This is a genomic window from Anderseniella sp. Alg231-50 (genome assembly GCF_900149695.1).
GTDB lineage: Bacteria > Pseudomonadota > Alphaproteobacteria > Rhizobiales > Aestuariivirgaceae > Anderseniella.
Genome location: NZ_LT703003.1, coordinates 1,869,773 through 1,887,521, shown reverse-complemented (window position 1 = coordinate 1,887,521; position 17,749 = coordinate 1,869,773). Strand labels below are relative to the sequence as shown.

Sequence of the window (17,749 nt, the reverse complement as noted above, 5' to 3'; positions counted from 1 at the left end):
AGTATGGTTTTGATTGAATCAATCAAAAACCATAAAACTGATCGCTTTAAAAGTGCTAGAGCAACTTTATGGGTTCAATTGAACCCATGTTGCTCTAGTGATCAGTATGCGACTTCGCAAACGCCTCTGCCTGGGCGGGAGTGGCCTCGGTCTGATAGGTGGCCTTCCACTGGGCATACGGCATGCCATAGACATGCTCGCGCGCGGCTTCCTTGTCCAGCGCAATACCTGATTCATCCGCAGCATCTTTGAGCCAGTTGGACAGGCAGTTGCGGCAAAACCCGCCCAGGTTCATCAGGTCAATGTTTTGCACGTCGGTACGCTCGCGCAAATGTGCGACAAGGCGGCGAAATGCAGCCGCCTCCAGTTCGGTCTTGGTTTTCTGGTCCATCTTCATCTGTCTCCCGCAGGTTGTTGCTGCACCGGTTCACGGTGCCTCAGTGGCTTGATCTGGCCATTGGCAATCATCGCTTCAATAGCACCCGCCAGCCGCTCAATCCATTGTGATACGCCCTTATCATCCGAGATCAGATCCTGACGGATCTCCAGCAGCGTATGAGGCAGCCCGCGCCTGACTGCATGCATGTTCATGGTGTCTCCGGAAAGCCCGCCTGCATAGGGTTCGTTGTCTCCGACAATCAGGTTGGGATCTGCCGACAATGCCTGAATGAACAGATCAGAACAGCGCCGGTCATCCTCCCACAAAAGGCCGGCATGCCAGGGACGGGCCAACCCTTTCCACGCCTGTGTAAAGCTGTGCACCGAGATCAGTACCGGAGGTGAGCCTTCTGCAATCGCTGCATCAATTTCCGCATCGATAGCGTCATGATAGGGCCGGTAGAAGTGAGACAGTCTGAAATTCCGCTCCGCATCGTCGATATCGCGGTTTCCCGGCACCACCGCTCCGTCAGACAATTGCATGATCAGCGTCGGGTCACTGACACCGCGGTTGGGGTCGATCAGCAACCTGGAGAAACACGACAGCACTGCCGGCAGGCCCAGCCTCGCCGACAAACCGTTTACAACGGCTTCGACCCCGATGTCATAAGCAATGTGCCGGTCAAACTCCGATGCCGGCAGGCCGAGATCACCATAGGCCGCGGGCAATGCACTTCTGGCATGATCACAAACCAGCAGAATCCCCGGGCCGCGGTCACCCGGCAACACGTAGTGACTGTCAAATCCGGAAACGTCTGCGGTCATGCGCGGACCAGTATGAGAAACAGGCGAGACTATGTTCATGATACGTTGGACTATAGAACTAGCCCTGCGATTGTCCACCATGCATGAAGTATGCTTGACCGGATCGCAGAACACGTTGATAAGTTGTAATGTCGCGATGTGTGATCATGTCATTGAACCGCCATTTTTGCGATGGCAATTTGGGGTTGGCCAAACCGGGGTTTCGCCGTCACAATACACTTGGCATCAATCGGTTATGTCGTCACACTGATGATGGCTGGACAGGATTCGAATAGGGATGGATGACGTAGCGCCTTGTTGTGCCTTCGTCACTGGGAAAGACTGCATATGAAGCGCTCACTTCTTCTTGCCTTGGCTGTTGCTGCTCCGGCATTTTTTGTACAGCCGGCACCTGCACACGCAGACCTCAAACTTTGCAATTTGACACCCAGCCGCGTTGGCGTAGCCCTGGGCTACAAGGACCAGCAGGGTTGGGCCTCCGAAGGCTGGTGGAACATTGCCGCCAATGCCTGTGAAACGCTGCTGAAGGGCCCGCTGATCGCGCGCTGGTACTACATCTACGCGGTTGACTATGACAATGGCGGGTCCTGGGGCGGAAACGCGCAAATGTGCAGCCGTGATAAACTCTTCACAATCCGTGGTTTAAAAAGCTGTCAGGAACGCGGTTACAAGCAAACCGGTTTCTTTGAAGTGGACACCGGTGAGAACACCGATTGGACCATCAGGCTTGAAGGCGCAAAAACCCAACCGGCTCCTGCTGCAACCCAATAGGACCCGGTCGGGTAACAAGAATAACAAGGTGGTAGGGACGTGAGGCGGCAAAGACAGGCGAAGATTATCGCAACCCTGGGGCCCGCGTCCGAAACCGAAGACATGATCGAGAAGCTGTTTCTCGCAGGTGTGGATGTGTTCCGCATCAATATGAGCCATTCCGATCATCCCAATCTCAAGGCCCGCTACGACATCATCCGCCGGGTCGAGAAGAAACACTCGCGCCCCATTGCCGTGCTTGTGGACCTGCAAGGCCCAAAGCTGCGCATCGACACCTTTGCCACCGATGAGGTCTCCATCAATGCGGGCGATACGTTCATTCTCGACATGGACGAGACGCCGGGCGATGAAACCCGTGTTCACCTGCCCCATCCGGAAATCTTCCAGGCAGTCAAGCCCGGTGAGAACCTGCTCCTCAATGACGGACGTATCCGGCTCGAAGTCACGTCTGCCAGTGATAAGAAAATCGAGACGCGGGTAATTTTCGGCGGCATCCTGTCGGCGCGCAAAGGGGTCAACCTGCCCGACACGATCATCCCGCTCACACCGTTGACGGAGAAAGACCTCGCTGACCTCGATTATGCCCTGACGCTGGACATCGACTGGGTCGCGCTGTCGTTCGTGCAACAGCCGTCTGACGTCGCCGAGGCTCGCGCCATTATCGGCGACAGGGCCGGCATCATGGTCAAGGTCGAGAAACCGTCGGCACTCAATTACCTGGACGACATTATCGAACAGACCGATGCCGTCATGGTGGCACGCGGCGACCTTGGTGTTGAACTGCCGCTGGAATCCGTGCCGGGCTGGCAGAAGCGCATGGTGCGGGCATGCCGCCGCGCCGGCAAGCCGGTCGTGGTGGCCACCCAGATGCTGGAAAGCATGATCCAGGAGCCTGTGCCGACCCGTGCTGAAGTATCGGACGTCGCAACCGCCCTGTTCGAAGGCGCCGACGCGATCATGCTGTCGGCTGAATCAGCCGCTGGCCAGTGGCCCGAGGAAGCTGTCGCCACGATGGACAAGATTGCGCAATCCATCGAGCGCGACCCGCTTTACGCCAACATCATCAAGAATGCCCGCACCGAACCCCAGCCGACCAGTGCCGACGCCATTTCCAATGCGGCACGCACGGTGGCTGAAACACTCAATGTGTCAGCTATCGTGTGTTACACCGGGTCAGGCTCGACCGGCCTGCGGGTGGCGCGTGAACGCCCTGACATGCCGGTCATTGCGCTGACACCCAACATTACCACCGGCCGCCGGCTGGCCGTCGTGTGGGGCCTGCACTGCATGCACACCGAAGATGCCCATGACCTGGACGACATGGTACAGCGCGCCGTCAAGATTTCACGCGATGAGAAAATCGCCAAGGTCGGCGATCACATCGTCATCACCGCAGGTGTCCCCCTGCGCACGCCGGGCAAGACCAACATGCTGCGTGTGGCCAGGGTCACCGCGCCGGCACAGTAATCCGCCATCCTGCCACGCAAGGCAGTGCTCCAGGATCAGGGCACGCGGGCGACAATCCGAAACCAACTGCTAAATCTTCTGGTCGAATTCCTGCTCGAGTTCGCGAATGCGTTCGTCCACGTTCTTCAGGCGCGGGTTCACCGTGCGGGCGCGGCGCAAGGCGCGCAGGGCCTTGCGACCGTCACCGCGCTGCTTGAAAATCGCTCCCTGGCCCGACAGGGCGCCATAATGGCGTGGTTCCAGCGACAGCACCTGGTCAATGTCACTCAAGGAGCTTGTGAAGTCACCGCGCAGGAAGTGCAGTGTTGCGCGCCGGTTCCAGCCTTCGGCGAAATCCGGGTTCTGCTCTACCACTGTGTCCAGGATAACCAGTGCCGCGCCATATTGCCGTTCGCTCATGGCATCGCCTGCCTGCTTCATCAGCAGGTCGGCTGTCGGACTGCCGGAACGCAGCCACAATGCCTGGATGGCGTTTTCCAGCAACTGTGCCGACTTCTCATCGTCTACCTGCCGCAACTGGCCAAACAAACGATCAAGCACTTCGGCGGAATCAGCGTTGGCATCCGGATTATGCAATCCCGGACCAAGGCCCTGCCCCGGCATCTGGTGTGCTTCTCCGGCCTGCTGGGCAAATACGGGCGCCAAAACTGCCGGCCCGGCAATGACGGCGGCACATATCAATGACTTCGCTGGACCTTTTATCATGACGAAAAGTCTAGCACCTGAACGAGGCAAGCAAAAGTGCATGTGGATTTGGACCGCCTCCAGCTTCAACCAGTTGAAAATACGATATATTTAGCCTCTCCAGCCAAACAAAAACGCCGCAGAAGCATCTGCGGCGTCTTCAAATTCAGGTGATGTCAATTGCCCGTTACGGGCAAAATTCAGCCAATCAGCCCTGGCGCGCCTTGAAGCGCGGGTTGACTTTGTTGATGACATACAAACGGCCACGGCGGCGAACAACGCGGTTAGCGCGGTGGCGCTTGGCAAGTGATTTCAAGGAATTGCGGATTTTCATCTGACCGGTCTCTCATAATCAAAGCCGCGCGAGCAGTTTTCAAACCCGGCGCGGCCTGCGAAATAATTGGGCGGAACATAGTTGCGCGAATGCCAAGTGTCAACTACTGCAAATTCAGTTCGTTCGCCTTATATCACACTTTCGACAACGACCACTTAACAGTCAGGCACTCGGTTCACATGTCATCGTTAATTCCAAGTGAGATCGCCATAACCTGGAGCGTATTCGGCTTCGGCGTGCTGCTTGTTGTGTTGATGTGCTGGCGTGAAAGCAAACCAAGCAAGTCGATGGACGTCTCCATCTGGCCGACCACGCCATTTCTGCTGGCCGGTGCTTTCCTGGCCGTTCTGGCCGTAGTCCATCTGCTGACGTTGTATGACGTCAATCCCCGCTAGATCAAAATGGTTGTCACCGCGTCCGAACATGAACGCCAGCTTGTGACATAGTTCACATCCGGTTCAGGTTGGCTGCGCTACATTCATGAGCATAAACAAACCCACAAAGGACCAGAGAAAGACCACCGCCATGTACCGCCCACACACAATCACAAGCTCGCCTGCCCGCTCAGCCGACGCAAACGTTGTCGGCGTACCTGAAAACTACCGCCGCCCCGGCCCGCACAGCGGCCAGGAGATCGGCCTGGGTCCTTCAACCTGCGAAGTTCTCGGTGTCCTGTCCGCCATGGAACGCCTGCTCCCCTGACACCCATTTTGGATATTGCGGCACACTGAAAAACAGTGTCAATTGACGCCTGCGGTTTGTTAGGGTCAAAGAAAAGACATGCGCGACGCGGCATCCACATCCGATGAAAAGACAGTCGTTATCGGCGCCGGACAATCCGGTTTTTCGTTCTGCGCACGATTGCGCGAACTTGGCTATCTCGGCGACATCACCCTGATCGGTGATGAACATCATGCACCCTATCAGCGTCCTCCCCTGTCCAAGGCCTACCTGCTCGGCGACATATCGCTTGACCGCCTGTTGTTGCGGCCATCTGAGTTTTACCCCGATCAGCGCATTGAGCTGAAAACGGATATGCGGGCAACCGGGATCGAACCGGACAACAAGACTGTCACATTCGGTAATGGCACCCGCCTCAGCTACGACAAACTCATCCTGGCCACAGGCTCAACGCCGCGCACACTGCCGCCCGGCCTGTCCGGCGGCCTTGACGGCATTTACTACATGCGCTCGATTGCCGATGCTGACGCCATTGCGCCTGAATTCAGGTCCGGCCGCTGCGGACTGGTTGTCGGCGGCGGCTATATCGGGCTGGAAGCGGCAGCCGTGGCAGCCAGGCGCGGTGTGAAAACGGTCCTGATCGAGGCCGCTGAGCGCATTCTGCAACGCGTCGCCTGCAGCCAGACATCGGACTATTTCAGGGACCTGCATCGCGCGCACGGTGTCGATATCCGCGAGAACGTCGGACTTGAGGCCCTGCACGGAAAAAACGGCTCCGTATCATCTGCCACCCTGTCGGACGGGACATTGCTGGACATCGACTTCGTCATTGCCGGGATCGGCATCCTGCCAAATGCCGACCTGGCAGCAGCAGCCGGCCTTGACTGTGAGAACGGCATCACGGTCGACGCCACCTGCACCACGTCGGATCCCGACATTCTGGCCATCGGCGACTGCGCCTGCTTTCCGCGCAATGGCGTACAACTTCGCCTGGAAAGCGTCGGCAACGCCATTGACCAGGGCCAGCTGGCCGCCTCCACTGTGATGGGAAGCGACGAGCCTTATAGGGCAAAACCCTGGTTCTGGTCCGACCAGTACGACACCAAGCTGCAGATCGCCGGACTGTCGACGGGCTTTGACTCAATCATAGTGCGTCAGGGCAAAGAAGCCTCATGCTCGCACTGGTATTTCGCCGGAGATGACCTGCTGGCCGTCGACGCCATGAACGATCCACGCGCCTACATGGTGGCAAAACGGCTGATCGAAGCCGGCAAGTCACCGCCTGCCCATGCGGTTTCCGACATCAATCTTGATCTGAAGGACCTGCTGAAAGCCTAGGTGTTTCATCCCGGAAATTAATGATGCGGACAAATTCAGGCACGTCCGTATGCGGGAACTGATCGCTGGACAACGTCAAAGCCGTTGCCTTGGTTCAAGGCACCTGCCATCGTTTGATTTGCACCACAACAAACAGGATGAGCCATGATTGAAGAGCCACCGATTTTGTCGATCAACGGCAGCATGAAACGTCCGAGCAGTAGCCAGGTCGAAGCATTCCAGGGTGTGCCCACCGGGTTCGTCGTCGATGCGCTTTTTGGATCAGGCGCGCTTAACAGGGCAATCCAGCCGCTCGGCGAAGGGCGCGACCTTAACCGTTCGGTTGCGGGGCCGGCGCTGACTGCCAATTGCGGTCCGGCAGACATCCTGGCAACGCTTGCTGCTTTGAAGTTCATACAGGACGGCGATGTGGTCGTATCCGCGTTTGCCGCACATCAGGGTTGCGCCGCGGCGGGCGACCGTGTGACCGGAATGATGAAGAACTGCGGCGCGGTGGGATTCGTTACGGATGGTCCCGTACGCGACTATGCCGGCATTGTTGAAGTGGGCATGCCGGTCTGGTGCTCGGGCCTGACCCCTGCTTCTCCCTATGCGAGCGGGCCCGGTTCAGTGGGTTTTCCCATACAGATAGGAGACCAGGAGGTAGAGACAGGCGATATGATCATCGCGGACCGCGATGGCGTTGTTGTTGTCCCCTTCGAAAGAATAGACGAAACACTGGCCAATCTTGAACGCGTCAGAGAGGCGGAGGAAGAGCTTGATGCGAAGGTGGCGAATGGTCTGAAAATTCCAGACAGCGTGGCTGAACTGCTGGATAGCGATAGAACCAGATTCCACACCTAAAGCATGAAATCTGCGAGAGAGCGACGTTCCGGTCGCTCTGATTGGTTAGCGGTCGGAGATGTCAGGATGCCTGGCCTTGCCTGCCGCATAAACGTCCGCAATGGCCCGGTCATCGGCCATGGTCTGCAAGACGAACAGTTCTTCAGAAAGCGTGCGCACGGTCTCCATGCGCAGGGACATGGCGGCGGTGGCCTGTGAATTCAGGACGACGAGGTCGGCTTCGCTGCCCTCTTCAAGCGTGCCGATCTGATGGTCAAGTTGCAGCGCGCGGGCATTGCCGAGCGTCATCATGAAGAACGATTTCAGCGGATTGAGCACCTGGTTTTTCAGCTGCAGCACCTTGTATGCCTCGTCCAGGGTTTTCAGCATGGAATAGCTGGTCCCGCCGCCGATATCGGTTGCAATCGCCGTGCGCACCCCGTGCTCGCGCAAACCGTCCTCATCAAACAATCCGCTGCCGAGAAACAGGTTTGAGGTGGGGCAGAAAACCGCCACGGACCCGGTCTCGGCCATGGCGGCGCGTTCGCGTCCACCCAGGTGAAGGCAGTGGCCGAACAGGCTCTTTTCGCCCAAAAGACCATACATCTCGTACACATCGAGATAATCCCGTGCCGACTGGTACAATTCCAGCGTCAGCTCGATCTCGGCCTGGTTTTCCGACAGGTGGGTCTGCAGGTAACATTCCGGATGCTCGGCGGCCAGCGCCTGGGCCATTTCCAGCTGTGTCGGGGTGGAGGTGATGGCAAAGCGCGGCGAGATGGCATAAAGCGCCCTGCCCCTGCCATGCCAGGCGGCAATCAGGTCCTTGCTGTCATCATAGGCCGACTGCGGTGTGTCGCACAGCGCATCGGGCGCATTGCGGTCCATCATCACCTTGCCGCCGACCATGCGCAGGTTGCGGCGTTCAGCTTCAGTGAAAAACGCATCCGCCGAGGCTTTGTGAACGGAACAATAGGCAACCGCGGTGGTTGTCCCGTTGCGCAGCAGATTGTCGAAGAAATGCGTGGCCATGCGCTCGCAATGCGTAGGGTCGGCAAATTTCTGCTCCTCGACAAACGTGTACGTATTCAGCCAGTCGAGCAGCTTGGTGCCGAACGACCCGATGACCTGGGCTTGCGGAAAATGCAGGTGCGTGTCGATGAAACCCGGCAGGATCAGATGCGGCCGGTGATCGACGACATCGGCATCGGCAAACCGAGCCCTCACCTGCTCATAGCTGCCGCTTGCCGCAATCAGACCGTCCCTGACAACAACTGCGCCGTCTTCTTCGTAAACATAGCTGGCTTCATCATCGTGTGACTGCGGTATGTCGCGAAACGACAGGGTGCGTCCGCGCAATAAGGTGGCACTCACGATTTCTGTTCCTTGCCGGCCATGGCATCCTTGTACCAGTCGATTATCGCCCTGCGCTCGGTGTCTTCCATGAACGACACATTGCCGGGCGGCATTGCGTTGGTATGGCCCGCCTGCAGGTAGATCTCACGGGCATTGGCCGCAATCTGTTCCGGCGTTTCCAGAACCACACCCTTTGGTGCGTGAATAATTCCGTCCCATGCCGGTTCGCGGGCATGACACATGGAACACCGGCCCAGCACGGTTTCGCTGACCTGCTCGAAGCCCGCTGCGGCGGCGAAGCGCTGTTGGGTCTGGGTCATTGCGGCCTGCTGTTCTTCCGCAACTTCGCCGGCGGGAAACGACGACAGCCACACAGCGCCGGCAAACAGGGCAGCAGTTGCTCCCCATGTCCACCACAACTTGCCGCCGCCCTGGTGCATGGTATTGAAAAAGTGGCGAATGGTGACGCCCATCAGGAACACCAGCGCCGCGATCAGCCAGTTGTACGGCGTGGCGAATGCAAGCGGGTAATGATTGGACAGCATCAGAAAGATGACCGGCAGTGTCAGGTAATTGTTGTGCGTTGAACGCTGCTTGGCGATAACGCCGTATTTCGGGTCCGGCGTGCCGCCGGCTTTCAGCACCTCAACCACCTTCTTCTGGTTTGGGATAATGATCGCAAACACATTGGCGGTCATGATGGTGGCGGTGAAGGCACCCAGATGCAGCATGGCGGCACGGCCCGAGAAAACCTGCGTATAGCCCCACGACATCACCACAAGAATAGCAAACAGCACGATCATCAAACCAGTGCTGCTGCGCCCCAGCGGCGACCTGCACAGCCCGTCATAGGCCAGCCAGCCGAACACGATTGACGCCAGTGAAATGCCGATTGCCTGGACACTGCTCAGTTCGAGCACGTCCTGGTCGATCAGGTACAGGTCTGCACCGACATAGTAGACAATGCACATCAGCGCGAAGCCCGACAGCCAGGTGGCATAGCTTTCCCACTTGAACCAGGTCAGGTGTTCCGGCAACCGTTCCGGCGCCACCAGGTATTTCTGGATGTGATAGAAACCGCCGCCGTGCACCTGCCATTCTTCGCCATGCGCCCCGGCCGGCATACCAGGTGCCTTGCGCAGTCCCAAGTCCAGCGCAATGAAATAGAACGAGGACCCGATCCACGCGATGGCCGTGATCACGTGCAGCCAGCGAACCGCAAACGACAGCCATTCCCACACTATCGGATATTCGAACATGAACGGACCTCCACCCGGTTTATTATCACCATCATGACAGACAACATTTCCAATGAAAACAGAGGCTATCACCAAACACTTTCAATATTTCATTGATAATAGTAGCCTCCCCGGATGTCGTACCTGGAGAACATCAAGGTCTTCGTCCGCGTCTTCGAGCTGGGCAGCCTGTCGGCCGCCGGCCGTGACCAGCGGGTGTCGCCTGCCGTTGCCAGCAACCGCATTCGCGAACTGGAGAAGTATCTTGGCGTACGGCTGTTCAACCGCACGACGCGCAAACTGACGCCGACCGAGCACGGCCGCGTGTTCTATGATGGAACGGTGAAGGTGCTGGAGGCCGTCAGGGAAGCGGAGGCTGCCGTTGCCGACATTTCCGGCAATCCGAAAGGCGTCATTCATGTCACCGCCCCACTGGGTATCGGCAAGCGCCTGATTGCGCCATTGATCCCGGAATTCCAGAACACATACCCGGACGTGCAGGTGCGCCTGCGGCTGTCAGACCGTCTTGTCGACATAACCACCGAGGCCATGGATGTGGCGTTCAGGCTCGGTATCATCGAGGATTCCAACCTGCGCATGCGCGGCCTGATGGAGTGCAAACGTGTGATATGCGCAGCACCGGATTATATCGAAAACCGCGGCGCTCCATCGCAGGCCGAGGACCTGCTCAGCGGCGATCACAATTGCCTGCTGCTCCGGTTTCCCGGCTCGAAGGAATTCTACTGGACGTTGCGGATGCCGGACGGTCCGGCACGCTTAGAAGTAACGGGACAGTTTGATTCCGACGACGGAGATGTGCTGATCGAGTGGGCGCTGCAGGGCCACGGCATCATCAACCGGCCGGAGTTCGAGATTGCCGGTCATCTGCGCGCGGGCCGGCTGGTGCCGCTGCTGACAGACACCCCGCCTGTCGATGCACAACTTGCCTGCCTGTATCCGCACAAGCGGTTTCAGGATCCCAAGGTAAGGCTGTTCATCGAATTTTCGGCCCAACGCTGCCAGGACCGGATTCGCGAACTGCTGGGATCAGACCCTGCAGGTGAAATACAAAACCGATGAACCTGCCATAGCTTTCGCTCGATCATTGTGAGCCAGCGATTTGGGAAATACGCTGAAACTTCTTCCTGTAGGCCGCTGGAGATAAACCGGTGCCGCGCTTGAAAACACGCCTGAAGGAAGCAGGATCGTCGTAGCCAATCGCAGCGCCCACGTCGTCATTTGAAAGCTGGTCTGTTTCCAGCATCTGCTTGGCCTCCTCGACCCTGAGGGCCTGGACATACTCGATCGGCGCAAAGCCTGTAGCCGCCCGAAACCGCCGTGAAAAAGTCCGTGCATTCAGCCCCGACCGTTCCACCATCTTCTCCACAGGGCTGGCGGATGCATAGTTGTCGGCGATCCAGACCTGGCAGTCGGAAATTGGCCCGTCACTGGATTCCATGGGACGTGTCATTACCGAATAGGGTGACTGGCCTTCTGAGTGCCCGCTAATCAAAAACACCTTGGCCGTCTCAATGGCGGTCTGATAGCCGCAATACCGGGCAATCAGGTAGATGGTGAGATCATGCCAGGCGCTGACACCTCCGGCCGTCACGATCCGGTCGGCCTCTGCAGCAAGGCAGAGCACGGACTCGTTGCGAAAGGTGATTTTCGGGAAGTGGCGTTGAAACATGTCCCGGTAAGCCCAGTGCGCAGTCGCCTGCTGGCCATTCAGCAATCCGGATTCGGCCAGCAACAACGAACCGGAACAAACAGATGTCAGCAATGTGCCGGCTTCATGCATCCGCTTGAGCCACCCGATCTCCCTCGGATAGCGGCCCTTGGGTACATCATAAATCGATGTATACATGTCACATACGACAATGGCGTCCGGCTGCTCGATCTCACCGATTGCCATATGCGGTTCGACCGGGATGTTGCCTATGCAGTGGAATGGTTTGCCATCGGCAGACACAATGCGAACTTCCAGCACCTCGTCGCCCGGCTCACCACAGACCATATCCGGGTACACCGCCCCTGCCGACAGCAGGAGATCGTAAAGTCCGTAGAGCACCGAAGCGGACGTTTCAGGCGCGGCCAGCAATGCGATGAGCGGCTTTTTGTTGGAAGTCATGAATTTTCCTGTCTGAAACAGCACGGAATTGGCAGGTTTGCCATATCCGTTTGTCCAGTATGCCGCGCCATTGGCCAAATTGCCACTGATGCAGACCATCCAGTTCGTGCAGCCTGCGAGCTAACTGAGACAGGAGTTTTAGAATGGATACCTTGAAATCAAACACAGATGCGTCGCCGGATGGAATTGACGCCGAGGTCCTTGTGCCCGGTCGGGCAGGATTTGATCAGGCACGTTCCGTGTGGAATGCAATGATCGACAGGCAACCGGCAATGATCGTCCGCTGCCGCAACGCGGACGACGTAGCCGCTGCTGTCAATCACGCCCGGGCGAATGATTTGCCAATCTCCGTTCGCGCCGGTGGCCACAATGTTGCAGGCCATGCGGTTTGTGATGAAGGCTTGATGATAGACCTCAGCCTGATGCGCAAAGTAACCGTTGATGCAGAGCGCCGGATTGCATCGGTGCAGGGCGGCGCCCTTTGGCGGGACCTGGATGCCGCCAGCCAGGCACACGGACTGGCGACCCCTGGCGGGCTCATCTCGGATACGGGCGTTGCCGGACTGACACTGTCGGGAGGTATAGGCTGGCTGCGGGCAAAGCATGGATTGTCGATTGACAACCTGGTTGCCGCCGACGTGATAACCGCAGACGGCAAGTTGATCCACACAAGCGCCAGTGAGAACCCGGATCTGCTCTGGGCGCTCAAAGGGGGTGGCGGAAATTTCGGCGTCGTCGTCCGGTTCGAGTTCGCCTTGCACCCTGTTGGACCGGAAGTCATGTTTGCCGCACCGATTTACGCCGTCGAAGATGGTCCCGAACCAATCCGCGCCTGGCGTGAGTTCATATCGCGGCACAGTGGTCTTGTCGGATCGATCTGTGAATTTTCCACCGCCGGCGGCGAGGATTTTCCGGAAGAAAGCTGGGGCAAGCGCGTCTATGCACTGGCATCTGTCTATAACGGCGATGCCGCCGAGGGAGAAGCCCTGCTGCAACCGCTTCGCGAGCTTGGCGGAATGGTGACCGATTTTTCGGGCAGGATGAACTATTGCGATGTTCAGCAGCTCTTTGACACCCTGATGCCCGCCGGCGAGTACCGCTGTTACTGGAAGGCGCGCTATCTGACGGACTTGTCGGATGACATGATTGACCTGGCGATGAAGAACGCACTTGCAGCACCATCGGACAATTCAATTTCATCCCTGTGGAACTTTGGCGGCGCCACCGCGCAAGTGGCTTCCGATGCGACCGCTTTTGGAGATCGTTCCATGGGCTGGATGTATTCGCTGGACGGTGTCTGGCCAGATGCCAAGGACGATGCGGCCAACATGGCGTGGTCGCGGGAAGGATGGGAGAGCGCTGAGCCTTATGGCCATCACGGGCGAACCTATCTGAACTTCCCCGGCCACGGGGAGGACGGCAACAAACTGACACGCGCCGCATTCGGCGACAATTACCAGCGCCTTGTGAAAATCAAGGCCAAGTACGACCCGCTGAACCGTTTCCGGTTCAATCAGAACATTCCCCCGGAGGTCTGACATGATCATGCAATCTCCAATTTCACCCATGGGATCAGGTGAGATTTTCCTGACCGAGGGCGGGTCTGAAACCGAGATCATGTACAGGCACGGGTTTGAGCTGCCGGAGTTTGCCATGTTCCCGTTGCTGGAGGATGCGCGGGCCGTTTCAGCGATGCGCGGGATATTTTCACAGCAATTGGATGTAGCGGCAGAATACGGCTTGTCTTTCCTGCTGACCGGGCTTGATTACCGTGCCAGTCCCGACTGGGGCAAAAAGCTGGGCTACTCGGCATCTGCACTGGCGGAGGCGAATCTGGCATCGATCGAATTTCTTCGCGACATTGCGAAAGGTTACGAAGATCAGGTTCCGAACCTCCTGATTGGAGGCATCCTCGGTCCGCGCGGAGACGCCTACAATCTCAATCGCGAGATTACAGCCGATAGCGCGGAAGACTACCATGCCGTTCAACTGGAAACCCTCAAGTCTGCCAACGTGGACTTTGCCTGTGCCATGACGTTCAACAACGTCGCTGAATCAGTCGGGGCAGCACGTGCCGCCGCCAGAATCGGTGTTCCGTTATCTGTGTCTCTGACACTTGACAGTACTTTCAGACTGAAATCCGGGCCGAGCCTGCCGGACGCGATCACCGAGATCGATGCCCTGACCGCAGATCACGCTCCCGACTTCTATCTCCTGAACTGTTCCCACCCAATTGAGTATGAGCCCGCACTTGAAGATGGCGACTGGATCCGGCGCTTGCGCGGAGTACGTCCAAATGCATCCAGGATGGAAAAGATCGCACTGTGCAAGCTGGGGCACATTGAAGACGGCGACCCCGTTGAACTTGGATCGCAGGTACTCGACCTTGCCAGTCGTTACCCGCACATGGACATCTTTGGCGGTTGTTGCGGTACCGGACACAGCCACCTGCGTGAGATCGCCAGAGCACTGAAGCAGTCCCGGTCGGGAAAATGAAACAGTCAACCAGCTTAACAACACGGCAGGCGGGTAAGAGCTGGCCCAAAGATAAGTCAATGGTTAGTGGCCAACCGGTGCCGCTGCAGGCCCCGTCAACCTCCATTTCTCTCCAGTTCCAGGTTCAGCTCGGATGCCCGCCTGAAGAAGCGTCGGCGAACGTCCGGCGCGTACGGGTTCGCCTTCTCGATTGCCTCGAAGACCTCAGGTGCATCATGTTGAACCAGCGAGATCGCTTCCACCAGCAGGTCGAAGCTTCTTGTGGTCATGCGGGTCGGTAACGGACCCATGTCGAGCAGGACTTTCGCGATCAGATGCGTCAGCCCCTGCACCGTAGCGGCTTCGCGGTCGTGTTCATGAGGGGTTGTTTCAATGACCTTCAGGCCGAGCTGCCCCCGCAGGAATGACGCAAGCCGCCGATGACGATGACCGCGGACCGGGCAGATCGCTATTTTCAACCCCTTGATGCCATTGCGCGCGCTTTCCGGTCCGAAGAGCGGATGTGTCGCGATGACATGCACGTACGTGGGAAGAATTTTCTCCATCACCTCGCAAGGCTGAACCTTGACGGAGCCGACATCGATCACGAGCGCGCCCGGACGGCACAAGGGAGCGATGGCCGTCGCGATTTCCGCGCAACTGGAAACCGGAGTGGCCAGTACAATGACATCACATCGTGCAACCGCTTCAAGCGAAGTGAGTGTTACGCCAAGTTCAATCGCCCTGTCCGCCAGGCCTGGCGACGTGTCATAGGCGAATACATCAAAATGGCTGCCGATATGACGCGCAATCAGCATGCCGAATGCGCCAAAGCCGATGATACCGACCGATTTCTTGTTAGATTGTGGATTTCCAGAATTCATTACGTCACCTCTATTTCACTGCCTGAAAAGAGGTCGTCTGGTGATTTTTGACCGCTGTCTGGGCAGCGGGAACAATCACGACAAAGCTTCCGCAGCTATGGATGCGGCGGATAATAGATGTCTGAAATCTGAAACAGCTTTGTCATGACACGCTTCCTAAAACACTTTCCCGCAAAAGGTCAATCACCTTGCGACTATCTGCTTGAGACATTCGCAGGGGGGCAGAGACCACGCCGGAACCAATCTGCCCAATCAGCCCAGTTCAAAAGTGGTGACACCGAATATGCGATTGTGAGCGATATCCGGAGGTGCTCCCAGGTACATGCGAGCGCATCCGAAAACCTCCTGCATCCCGTAGCGCCGGGCCAGCTCGGTTGCTTTCGGATTGTTCTCCGGCACATCCAGAAAAACCGGCGTTCCATCGGCAAAGGGGGCGAGGTGTGAATAGAGCGCTTGCGCCGCCCGTTCATCATCAGCAAACAGTGGACCAACTTTGCAGCCTGCAAGGCAGCGGCGAATGACCCCATATCCGCACAGCTTGCCCTCGCGCAAACAGCCAAGCGCGAGCGCGTCAGGCTGGCTTGTCCAGTCCCCCAGAAATACTGGACGTGGAGCGGGAAAGCATGTCCGGTCATAAGCTGCAAGGAATTCAAACGGCACTTCATCAATCGGAACAATGTGATCGCTTCCGCTCGCGCACTCCTCCACGCCGTCTGCAAATTCCACCTGATAGCGAATGTCGCGGTGGGAGAAATTGAAGCCGCCCTTCGCGTAGTAGTCCTGCATGTCGAAGACACCGTCCATGCCGATGCTGGCTCCGGGGCGCAGCCGTCCCAGCAACCGCTTGCGCCGGGCATGCCAGAGCGTATTGCCGAACCCCCGGCTGCGGAATTCAGGCCGGACAATGAAGAACCCCATAAAGCCGAACTCACCACCGTAGGAGGTTATGGCACCACCGCCGATCAACTCGCCGTCGAGTTCGGCTGCGATGAATGCATCACGATCATTGGTCCAGAACAATTCGGCATCGTGCAGGCCGGGATTCCAGCCTTCCTGGCCTGCCCAGTCAACGAGGTCATCCACCTCTTGTCTGGCCATCTGACGAATGTTGACATCACTGGTCATTTCACATCCTCAAGGACCATTAACTTGGAAGGTAGAGGGTAAAACCGCACGGCTTGCTTGGCAATGGTATCAAAACCATGGCTCCCATCGCGGCGCAGAAAACCGGACCAGTTACCTGATCCGGCTTGCTGAATTGTTGCAGGTTGCGGTGTGACGCAGCGCTAGCTCTGCACGCCTTCCACATACCAGTCCATCTTGTGCAGGTCGCCGTCACCCAGCACGCCTGACGCCAGCCTTTCCTTGCCGGTATTGTCCTTGATCGGCCCGGTGAACGGATTGATGCTGCCATCGGTAATGCCATTACGGGTGGCTTCGGCCGCCGCCTGTACATCAGCCGGGATGGACTCGTTATAGGGCGACATTTCCAGTACGCCTTCCTTGAAGCCCCACCACGTGTCGCCTGACTCCCACTTGCCGTCAAGCGCCTGCTGGATGCGGGCTTCGTAATAGCGCCCCCAGCGATTGACGATGGCGGTCAGGTGCGCCTTGGGAGCGAAGGTCGACATGTCCCAGGCTTGTCCGAATGCCATCAGGCCACGCTGTTCGCAGGTCTGCAGCGCAGCCGGTGAATCCGTATGCTGGGCGATGATATCGGAGCCCTGGTCGATCAGCGCCTTGGCGGCATCGGCTTCCTTGGCCGGATCGTACCAGCTTGAAACCCACAATACCTTGGTCTTGAAATCAGGGTTCACCTTGCGCGCTGCCAGCGTGAAGGCATTGATGCCCATGACCACTTCCGGGATCGGGAACGAGGCAATGTAGCCGGCCACGCCGGTTTTCGACATGTGCCCGGCAATGGTGCCGCACACCGCACGGCCTTCATAGAACCGTGCATTGTATGTCGACATGTTCGATGAGCGCTGATAGCCGGTCGCGTGCTCGAACTTCACGTCCTTGAAGCGCTTGGCGACTTTCAGGGTTGGGTTCATGTAGCCGAACGACGTCGTGAATACGAGCTGGTTGCCCTCTTCCGCGAGACGGCGGATGACCCGTTCGGAGTCAGGTCCTTCGGCCACGTTCTCCACGATCGTGGTCTTCACCTTGTCGCCGAATTTCTTGATCACATCCTGACGGCCCTGCTCATGGGCATAGGTCCAGCCGTGGTCTCCTATCGGGCCAAGGTAGACAAATGCCACCTTCAGCGGATCGGCAGCAAAGGCCGATGAACCGATGATCGGCAATGCGCCAGCAGCGGCGGTGGTTTTCAGTATCGTACGTCTGGTAATCGTCTTCATGGTCT

General features: G+C 57.8%; 19 protein-coding genes. 9 read left to right on the top strand and 10 right to left on the bottom strand.

The features are described 5' to 3' along the window. Nucleotides 1-94 precede the first annotated feature (94 nt). Together DHN55_RS08860 and DHN55_RS08855 are read right to left on the bottom strand one after the other, a co-directional pair. Nucleotides 95-397 carry a DUF1244 domain-containing protein gene (locus DHN55_RS08860; protein WP_337660072.1) on the bottom strand — a complete coding sequence of 101 codons (303 nt, stop codon included), beginning with the start codon at nucleotides 395-397 and terminating at the stop codon, nucleotides 95-97. Further along, nucleotides 394-1,203, bottom strand: coding sequence for an N-formylglutamate amidohydrolase (locus DHN55_RS08855; RefSeq protein ID WP_337660071.1), 810 nt, complete (start codon nucleotides 1,201-1,203; stop codon nucleotides 394-396). The genes DHN55_RS08860 and DHN55_RS08855 overlap by 4 nt, the downstream gene beginning before the upstream one ends. 327 nt (nucleotides 1,204-1,530) lie before the next feature. Between DHN55_RS08855 and DHN55_RS08850 the strand changes: the two genes are divergently transcribed. Both DHN55_RS08850 and pyk read left to right on the top strand, forming a co-directional pair. Continuing rightward, nucleotides 1,531-1,974, top strand: coding sequence for a DUF1036 domain-containing protein (locus DHN55_RS08850; protein ID WP_108880931.1), 444 nt, complete (start codon nucleotides 1,531-1,533; stop codon nucleotides 1,972-1,974). Between the two features lie 39 nt (nucleotides 1,975-2,013). Then, entirely contained in the window at nucleotides 2,014-3,441 is a 1,428-nt protein-coding gene (gene pyk / locus DHN55_RS08845; RefSeq protein ID WP_108880930.1) for a pyruvate kinase, read from the top strand. 69 nt (nucleotides 3,442-3,510) lie between these two features. Here pyk and DHN55_RS08840 read toward each other — a convergent pair whose 3' ends face one another. Continuing rightward, a complete protein-coding gene (locus DHN55_RS08840) occupies nucleotides 3,511-4,146 on the bottom strand; it encodes a hypothetical protein (RefSeq protein ID WP_108880929.1) in 636 nt (211 codons plus the stop codon). Between the two features lie 187 nt (nucleotides 4,147-4,333). After that, complete coding sequence (gene ykgO, locus DHN55_RS08835) at nucleotides 4,334-4,459, bottom strand: type B 50S ribosomal protein L36 (protein WP_108880928.1); 126 nt, start codon at nucleotides 4,457-4,459, stop codon at nucleotides 4,334-4,336. 179 nt (nucleotides 4,460-4,638) lie between these two features. On the opposite strand from ykgO, the gene DHN55_RS08830 reads away from it, so the two are divergent. The 4 genes from DHN55_RS08830 to DHN55_RS08815 all read left to right on the top strand — a co-directional run bounded on the left by DHN55_RS08830 (nucleotide 4,639) and on the right by DHN55_RS08815 (nucleotide 7,321). Continuing rightward, nucleotides 4,639-4,854: a hypothetical protein gene (locus DHN55_RS08830; RefSeq protein ID WP_108880927.1), complete on the top strand. Its 216-nt coding sequence runs from the start codon at nucleotides 4,639-4,641 to the stop codon at nucleotides 4,852-4,854. A gap of 85 nt (nucleotides 4,855-4,939) precedes the next feature. After that, nucleotides 4,940-5,161 (top strand): hypothetical protein, encoded by a 222-nt coding sequence (locus tag DHN55_RS08825; protein WP_108880926.1) that lies wholly within the window; start codon nucleotides 4,940-4,942, stop codon nucleotides 5,159-5,161. A 78-nt stretch (nucleotides 5,162-5,239) separates the two neighbouring features. Further along, nucleotides 5,240-6,478, top strand: coding sequence for an FAD-dependent oxidoreductase (locus DHN55_RS08820; RefSeq protein WP_108880925.1), 1,239 nt, complete (start codon nucleotides 5,240-5,242; stop codon nucleotides 6,476-6,478). A gap of 144 nt (nucleotides 6,479-6,622) precedes the next feature. Then, on the top strand, nucleotides 6,623-7,321 hold the full coding sequence (locus DHN55_RS08815; RefSeq protein WP_108880924.1) for an RraA family protein: 699 nt from the start codon (nucleotides 6,623-6,625) through the stop codon (nucleotides 7,319-7,321). 45 nt (nucleotides 7,322-7,366) lie between these two features. Here the strand turns inward: DHN55_RS08815 and guaD are convergent, their stop codons facing one another. Both guaD and DHN55_RS08805 read right to left on the bottom strand, forming a co-directional pair. Then, on the bottom strand, nucleotides 7,367-8,674 hold the full coding sequence (gene guaD / locus DHN55_RS08810; protein ID WP_108880923.1) for a guanine deaminase: 1,308 nt from the start codon (nucleotides 8,672-8,674) through the stop codon (nucleotides 7,367-7,369). Next, entirely contained in the window at nucleotides 8,671-9,915 is a 1,245-nt protein-coding gene (locus tag DHN55_RS08805) for a urate hydroxylase PuuD (RefSeq protein WP_108881794.1), read from the bottom strand. Before DHN55_RS08805 ends, guaD begins: the two co-directional genes overlap by 4 nt. Before the next feature lie 114 nt (nucleotides 9,916-10,029). On the opposite strand from DHN55_RS08805, the gene DHN55_RS08800 reads away from it, so the two are divergent. After that, nucleotides 10,030-10,974, top strand: coding sequence for a LysR substrate-binding domain-containing protein (locus DHN55_RS08800; RefSeq protein WP_108880922.1), 945 nt, complete (start codon nucleotides 10,030-10,032; stop codon nucleotides 10,972-10,974). A gap of 22 nt (nucleotides 10,975-10,996) precedes the next feature. Here the strand turns inward: DHN55_RS08800 and DHN55_RS08795 are convergent, their stop codons facing one another. After that, on the bottom strand, nucleotides 10,997-12,025 hold the full coding sequence (locus DHN55_RS08795; RefSeq protein ID WP_337660070.1) for a GlxA family transcriptional regulator: 1,029 nt from the start codon (nucleotides 12,023-12,025) through the stop codon (nucleotides 10,997-10,999). A gap of 143 nt (nucleotides 12,026-12,168) precedes the next feature. On the opposite strand from DHN55_RS08795, the gene DHN55_RS08790 reads away from it, so the two are divergent. After that, a complete protein-coding gene (locus DHN55_RS08790) occupies nucleotides 12,169-13,563 on the top strand; it encodes an FAD-binding protein (protein ID WP_108880920.1) in 1,395 nt (464 codons plus the stop codon). A gap of 1 nt (nucleotide 13,564) precedes the next feature. After that, nucleotides 13,565-14,521, top strand: coding sequence for a homocysteine S-methyltransferase family protein (locus DHN55_RS08785; protein ID WP_337660069.1), 957 nt, complete (start codon nucleotides 13,565-13,567; stop codon nucleotides 14,519-14,521). A 95-nt stretch (nucleotides 14,522-14,616) separates the two neighbouring features. Here DHN55_RS08785 and DHN55_RS08780 read toward each other — a convergent pair whose 3' ends face one another. From DHN55_RS08780 to DHN55_RS08770, 3 genes are all read right to left on the bottom strand, one after another. Beyond that, on the bottom strand, nucleotides 14,617-15,384 hold the full coding sequence (locus DHN55_RS08780) for a prephenate dehydrogenase/arogenate dehydrogenase family protein (protein ID WP_108880919.1): 768 nt from the start codon (nucleotides 15,382-15,384) through the stop codon (nucleotides 14,617-14,619). 252 nt (nucleotides 15,385-15,636) lie between these two features. Continuing rightward, a complete protein-coding gene (locus DHN55_RS08775) occupies nucleotides 15,637-16,509 on the bottom strand; it encodes a GNAT family N-acetyltransferase (RefSeq protein ID WP_108880918.1) in 873 nt (290 codons plus the stop codon). 161 nt (nucleotides 16,510-16,670) lie between these two features. Further along, nucleotides 16,671-17,744 (bottom strand): BMP family ABC transporter substrate-binding protein, encoded by a 1,074-nt coding sequence (locus DHN55_RS08770; protein ID WP_108880917.1) that lies wholly within the window; start codon nucleotides 17,742-17,744, stop codon nucleotides 16,671-16,673. Between the last annotated feature and the right edge of the window lie 5 nt (nucleotides 17,745-17,749).

Coding starts and splice junctions, on each gene's coding strand:
- DHN55_RS08850 (WP_108880931.1), top strand. CDS start 1,531: ATGAAGCGCTCACTTCTTCTTGCCTTGGCTGTTGCTGCTCCGGCATTT.
- ykgO (WP_108880928.1), bottom strand. CDS start 4,459: ATGAAAATCCGCAATTCCTTGAAATCACTTGCCAAGCGCCACCGCGCT.
- DHN55_RS08800 (WP_108880922.1), top strand. CDS start 10,030: ATGTCGTACCTGGAGAACATCAAGGTCTTCGTCCGCGTCTTCGAGCTG.
- DHN55_RS08840 (WP_108880929.1), bottom strand. CDS start 4,146: ATGATAAAAGGTCCAGCGAAGTCATTGATATGTGCCGCCGTCATTGCC.
- DHN55_RS08775 (WP_108880918.1), bottom strand. CDS start 16,509: ATGACCAGTGATGTCAACATTCGTCAGATGGCCAGACAAGAGGTGGAT.
- DHN55_RS08825 (WP_108880926.1), top strand. CDS start 4,940: ATGAGCATAAACAAACCCACAAAGGACCAGAGAAAGACCACCGCCATG.
- DHN55_RS08815 (WP_108880924.1), top strand. CDS start 6,623: ATGATTGAAGAGCCACCGATTTTGTCGATCAACGGCAGCATGAAACGT.
- DHN55_RS08785 (WP_337660069.1), top strand. CDS start 13,565: ATGATCATGCAATCTCCAATTTCACCCATGGGATCAGGTGAGATTTTC.
- DHN55_RS08780 (WP_108880919.1), bottom strand. CDS start 15,384: ATGAATTCTGGAAATCCACAATCTAACAAGAAATCGGTCGGTATCATC.
- DHN55_RS08770 (WP_108880917.1), bottom strand. CDS start 17,744: ATGAAGACGATTACCAGACGTACGATACTGAAAACCACCGCCGCTGCT.
- DHN55_RS08860 (WP_337660072.1), bottom strand. CDS start 397: ATGAAGATGGACCAGAAAACCAAGACCGAACTGGAGGCGGCTGCATTT.
- DHN55_RS08830 (WP_108880927.1), top strand. CDS start 4,639: ATGTCATCGTTAATTCCAAGTGAGATCGCCATAACCTGGAGCGTATTC.
- DHN55_RS08820 (WP_108880925.1), top strand. CDS start 5,240: ATGCGCGACGCGGCATCCACATCCGATGAAAAGACAGTCGTTATCGGC.
- DHN55_RS08795 (WP_337660070.1), bottom strand. CDS start 12,025: ATGACTTCCAACAAAAAGCCGCTCATCGCATTGCTGGCCGCGCCTGAA.
- DHN55_RS08805 (WP_108881794.1), bottom strand. CDS start 9,915: ATGTTCGAATATCCGATAGTGTGGGAATGGCTGTCGTTTGCGGTTCGC.
- DHN55_RS08855 (WP_337660071.1), bottom strand. CDS start 1,203: ATGACCGCAGACGTTTCCGGATTTGACAGTCACTACGTGTTGCCGGGT.
- DHN55_RS08790 (WP_108880920.1), top strand. CDS start 12,169: ATGGATACCTTGAAATCAAACACAGATGCGTCGCCGGATGGAATTGAC.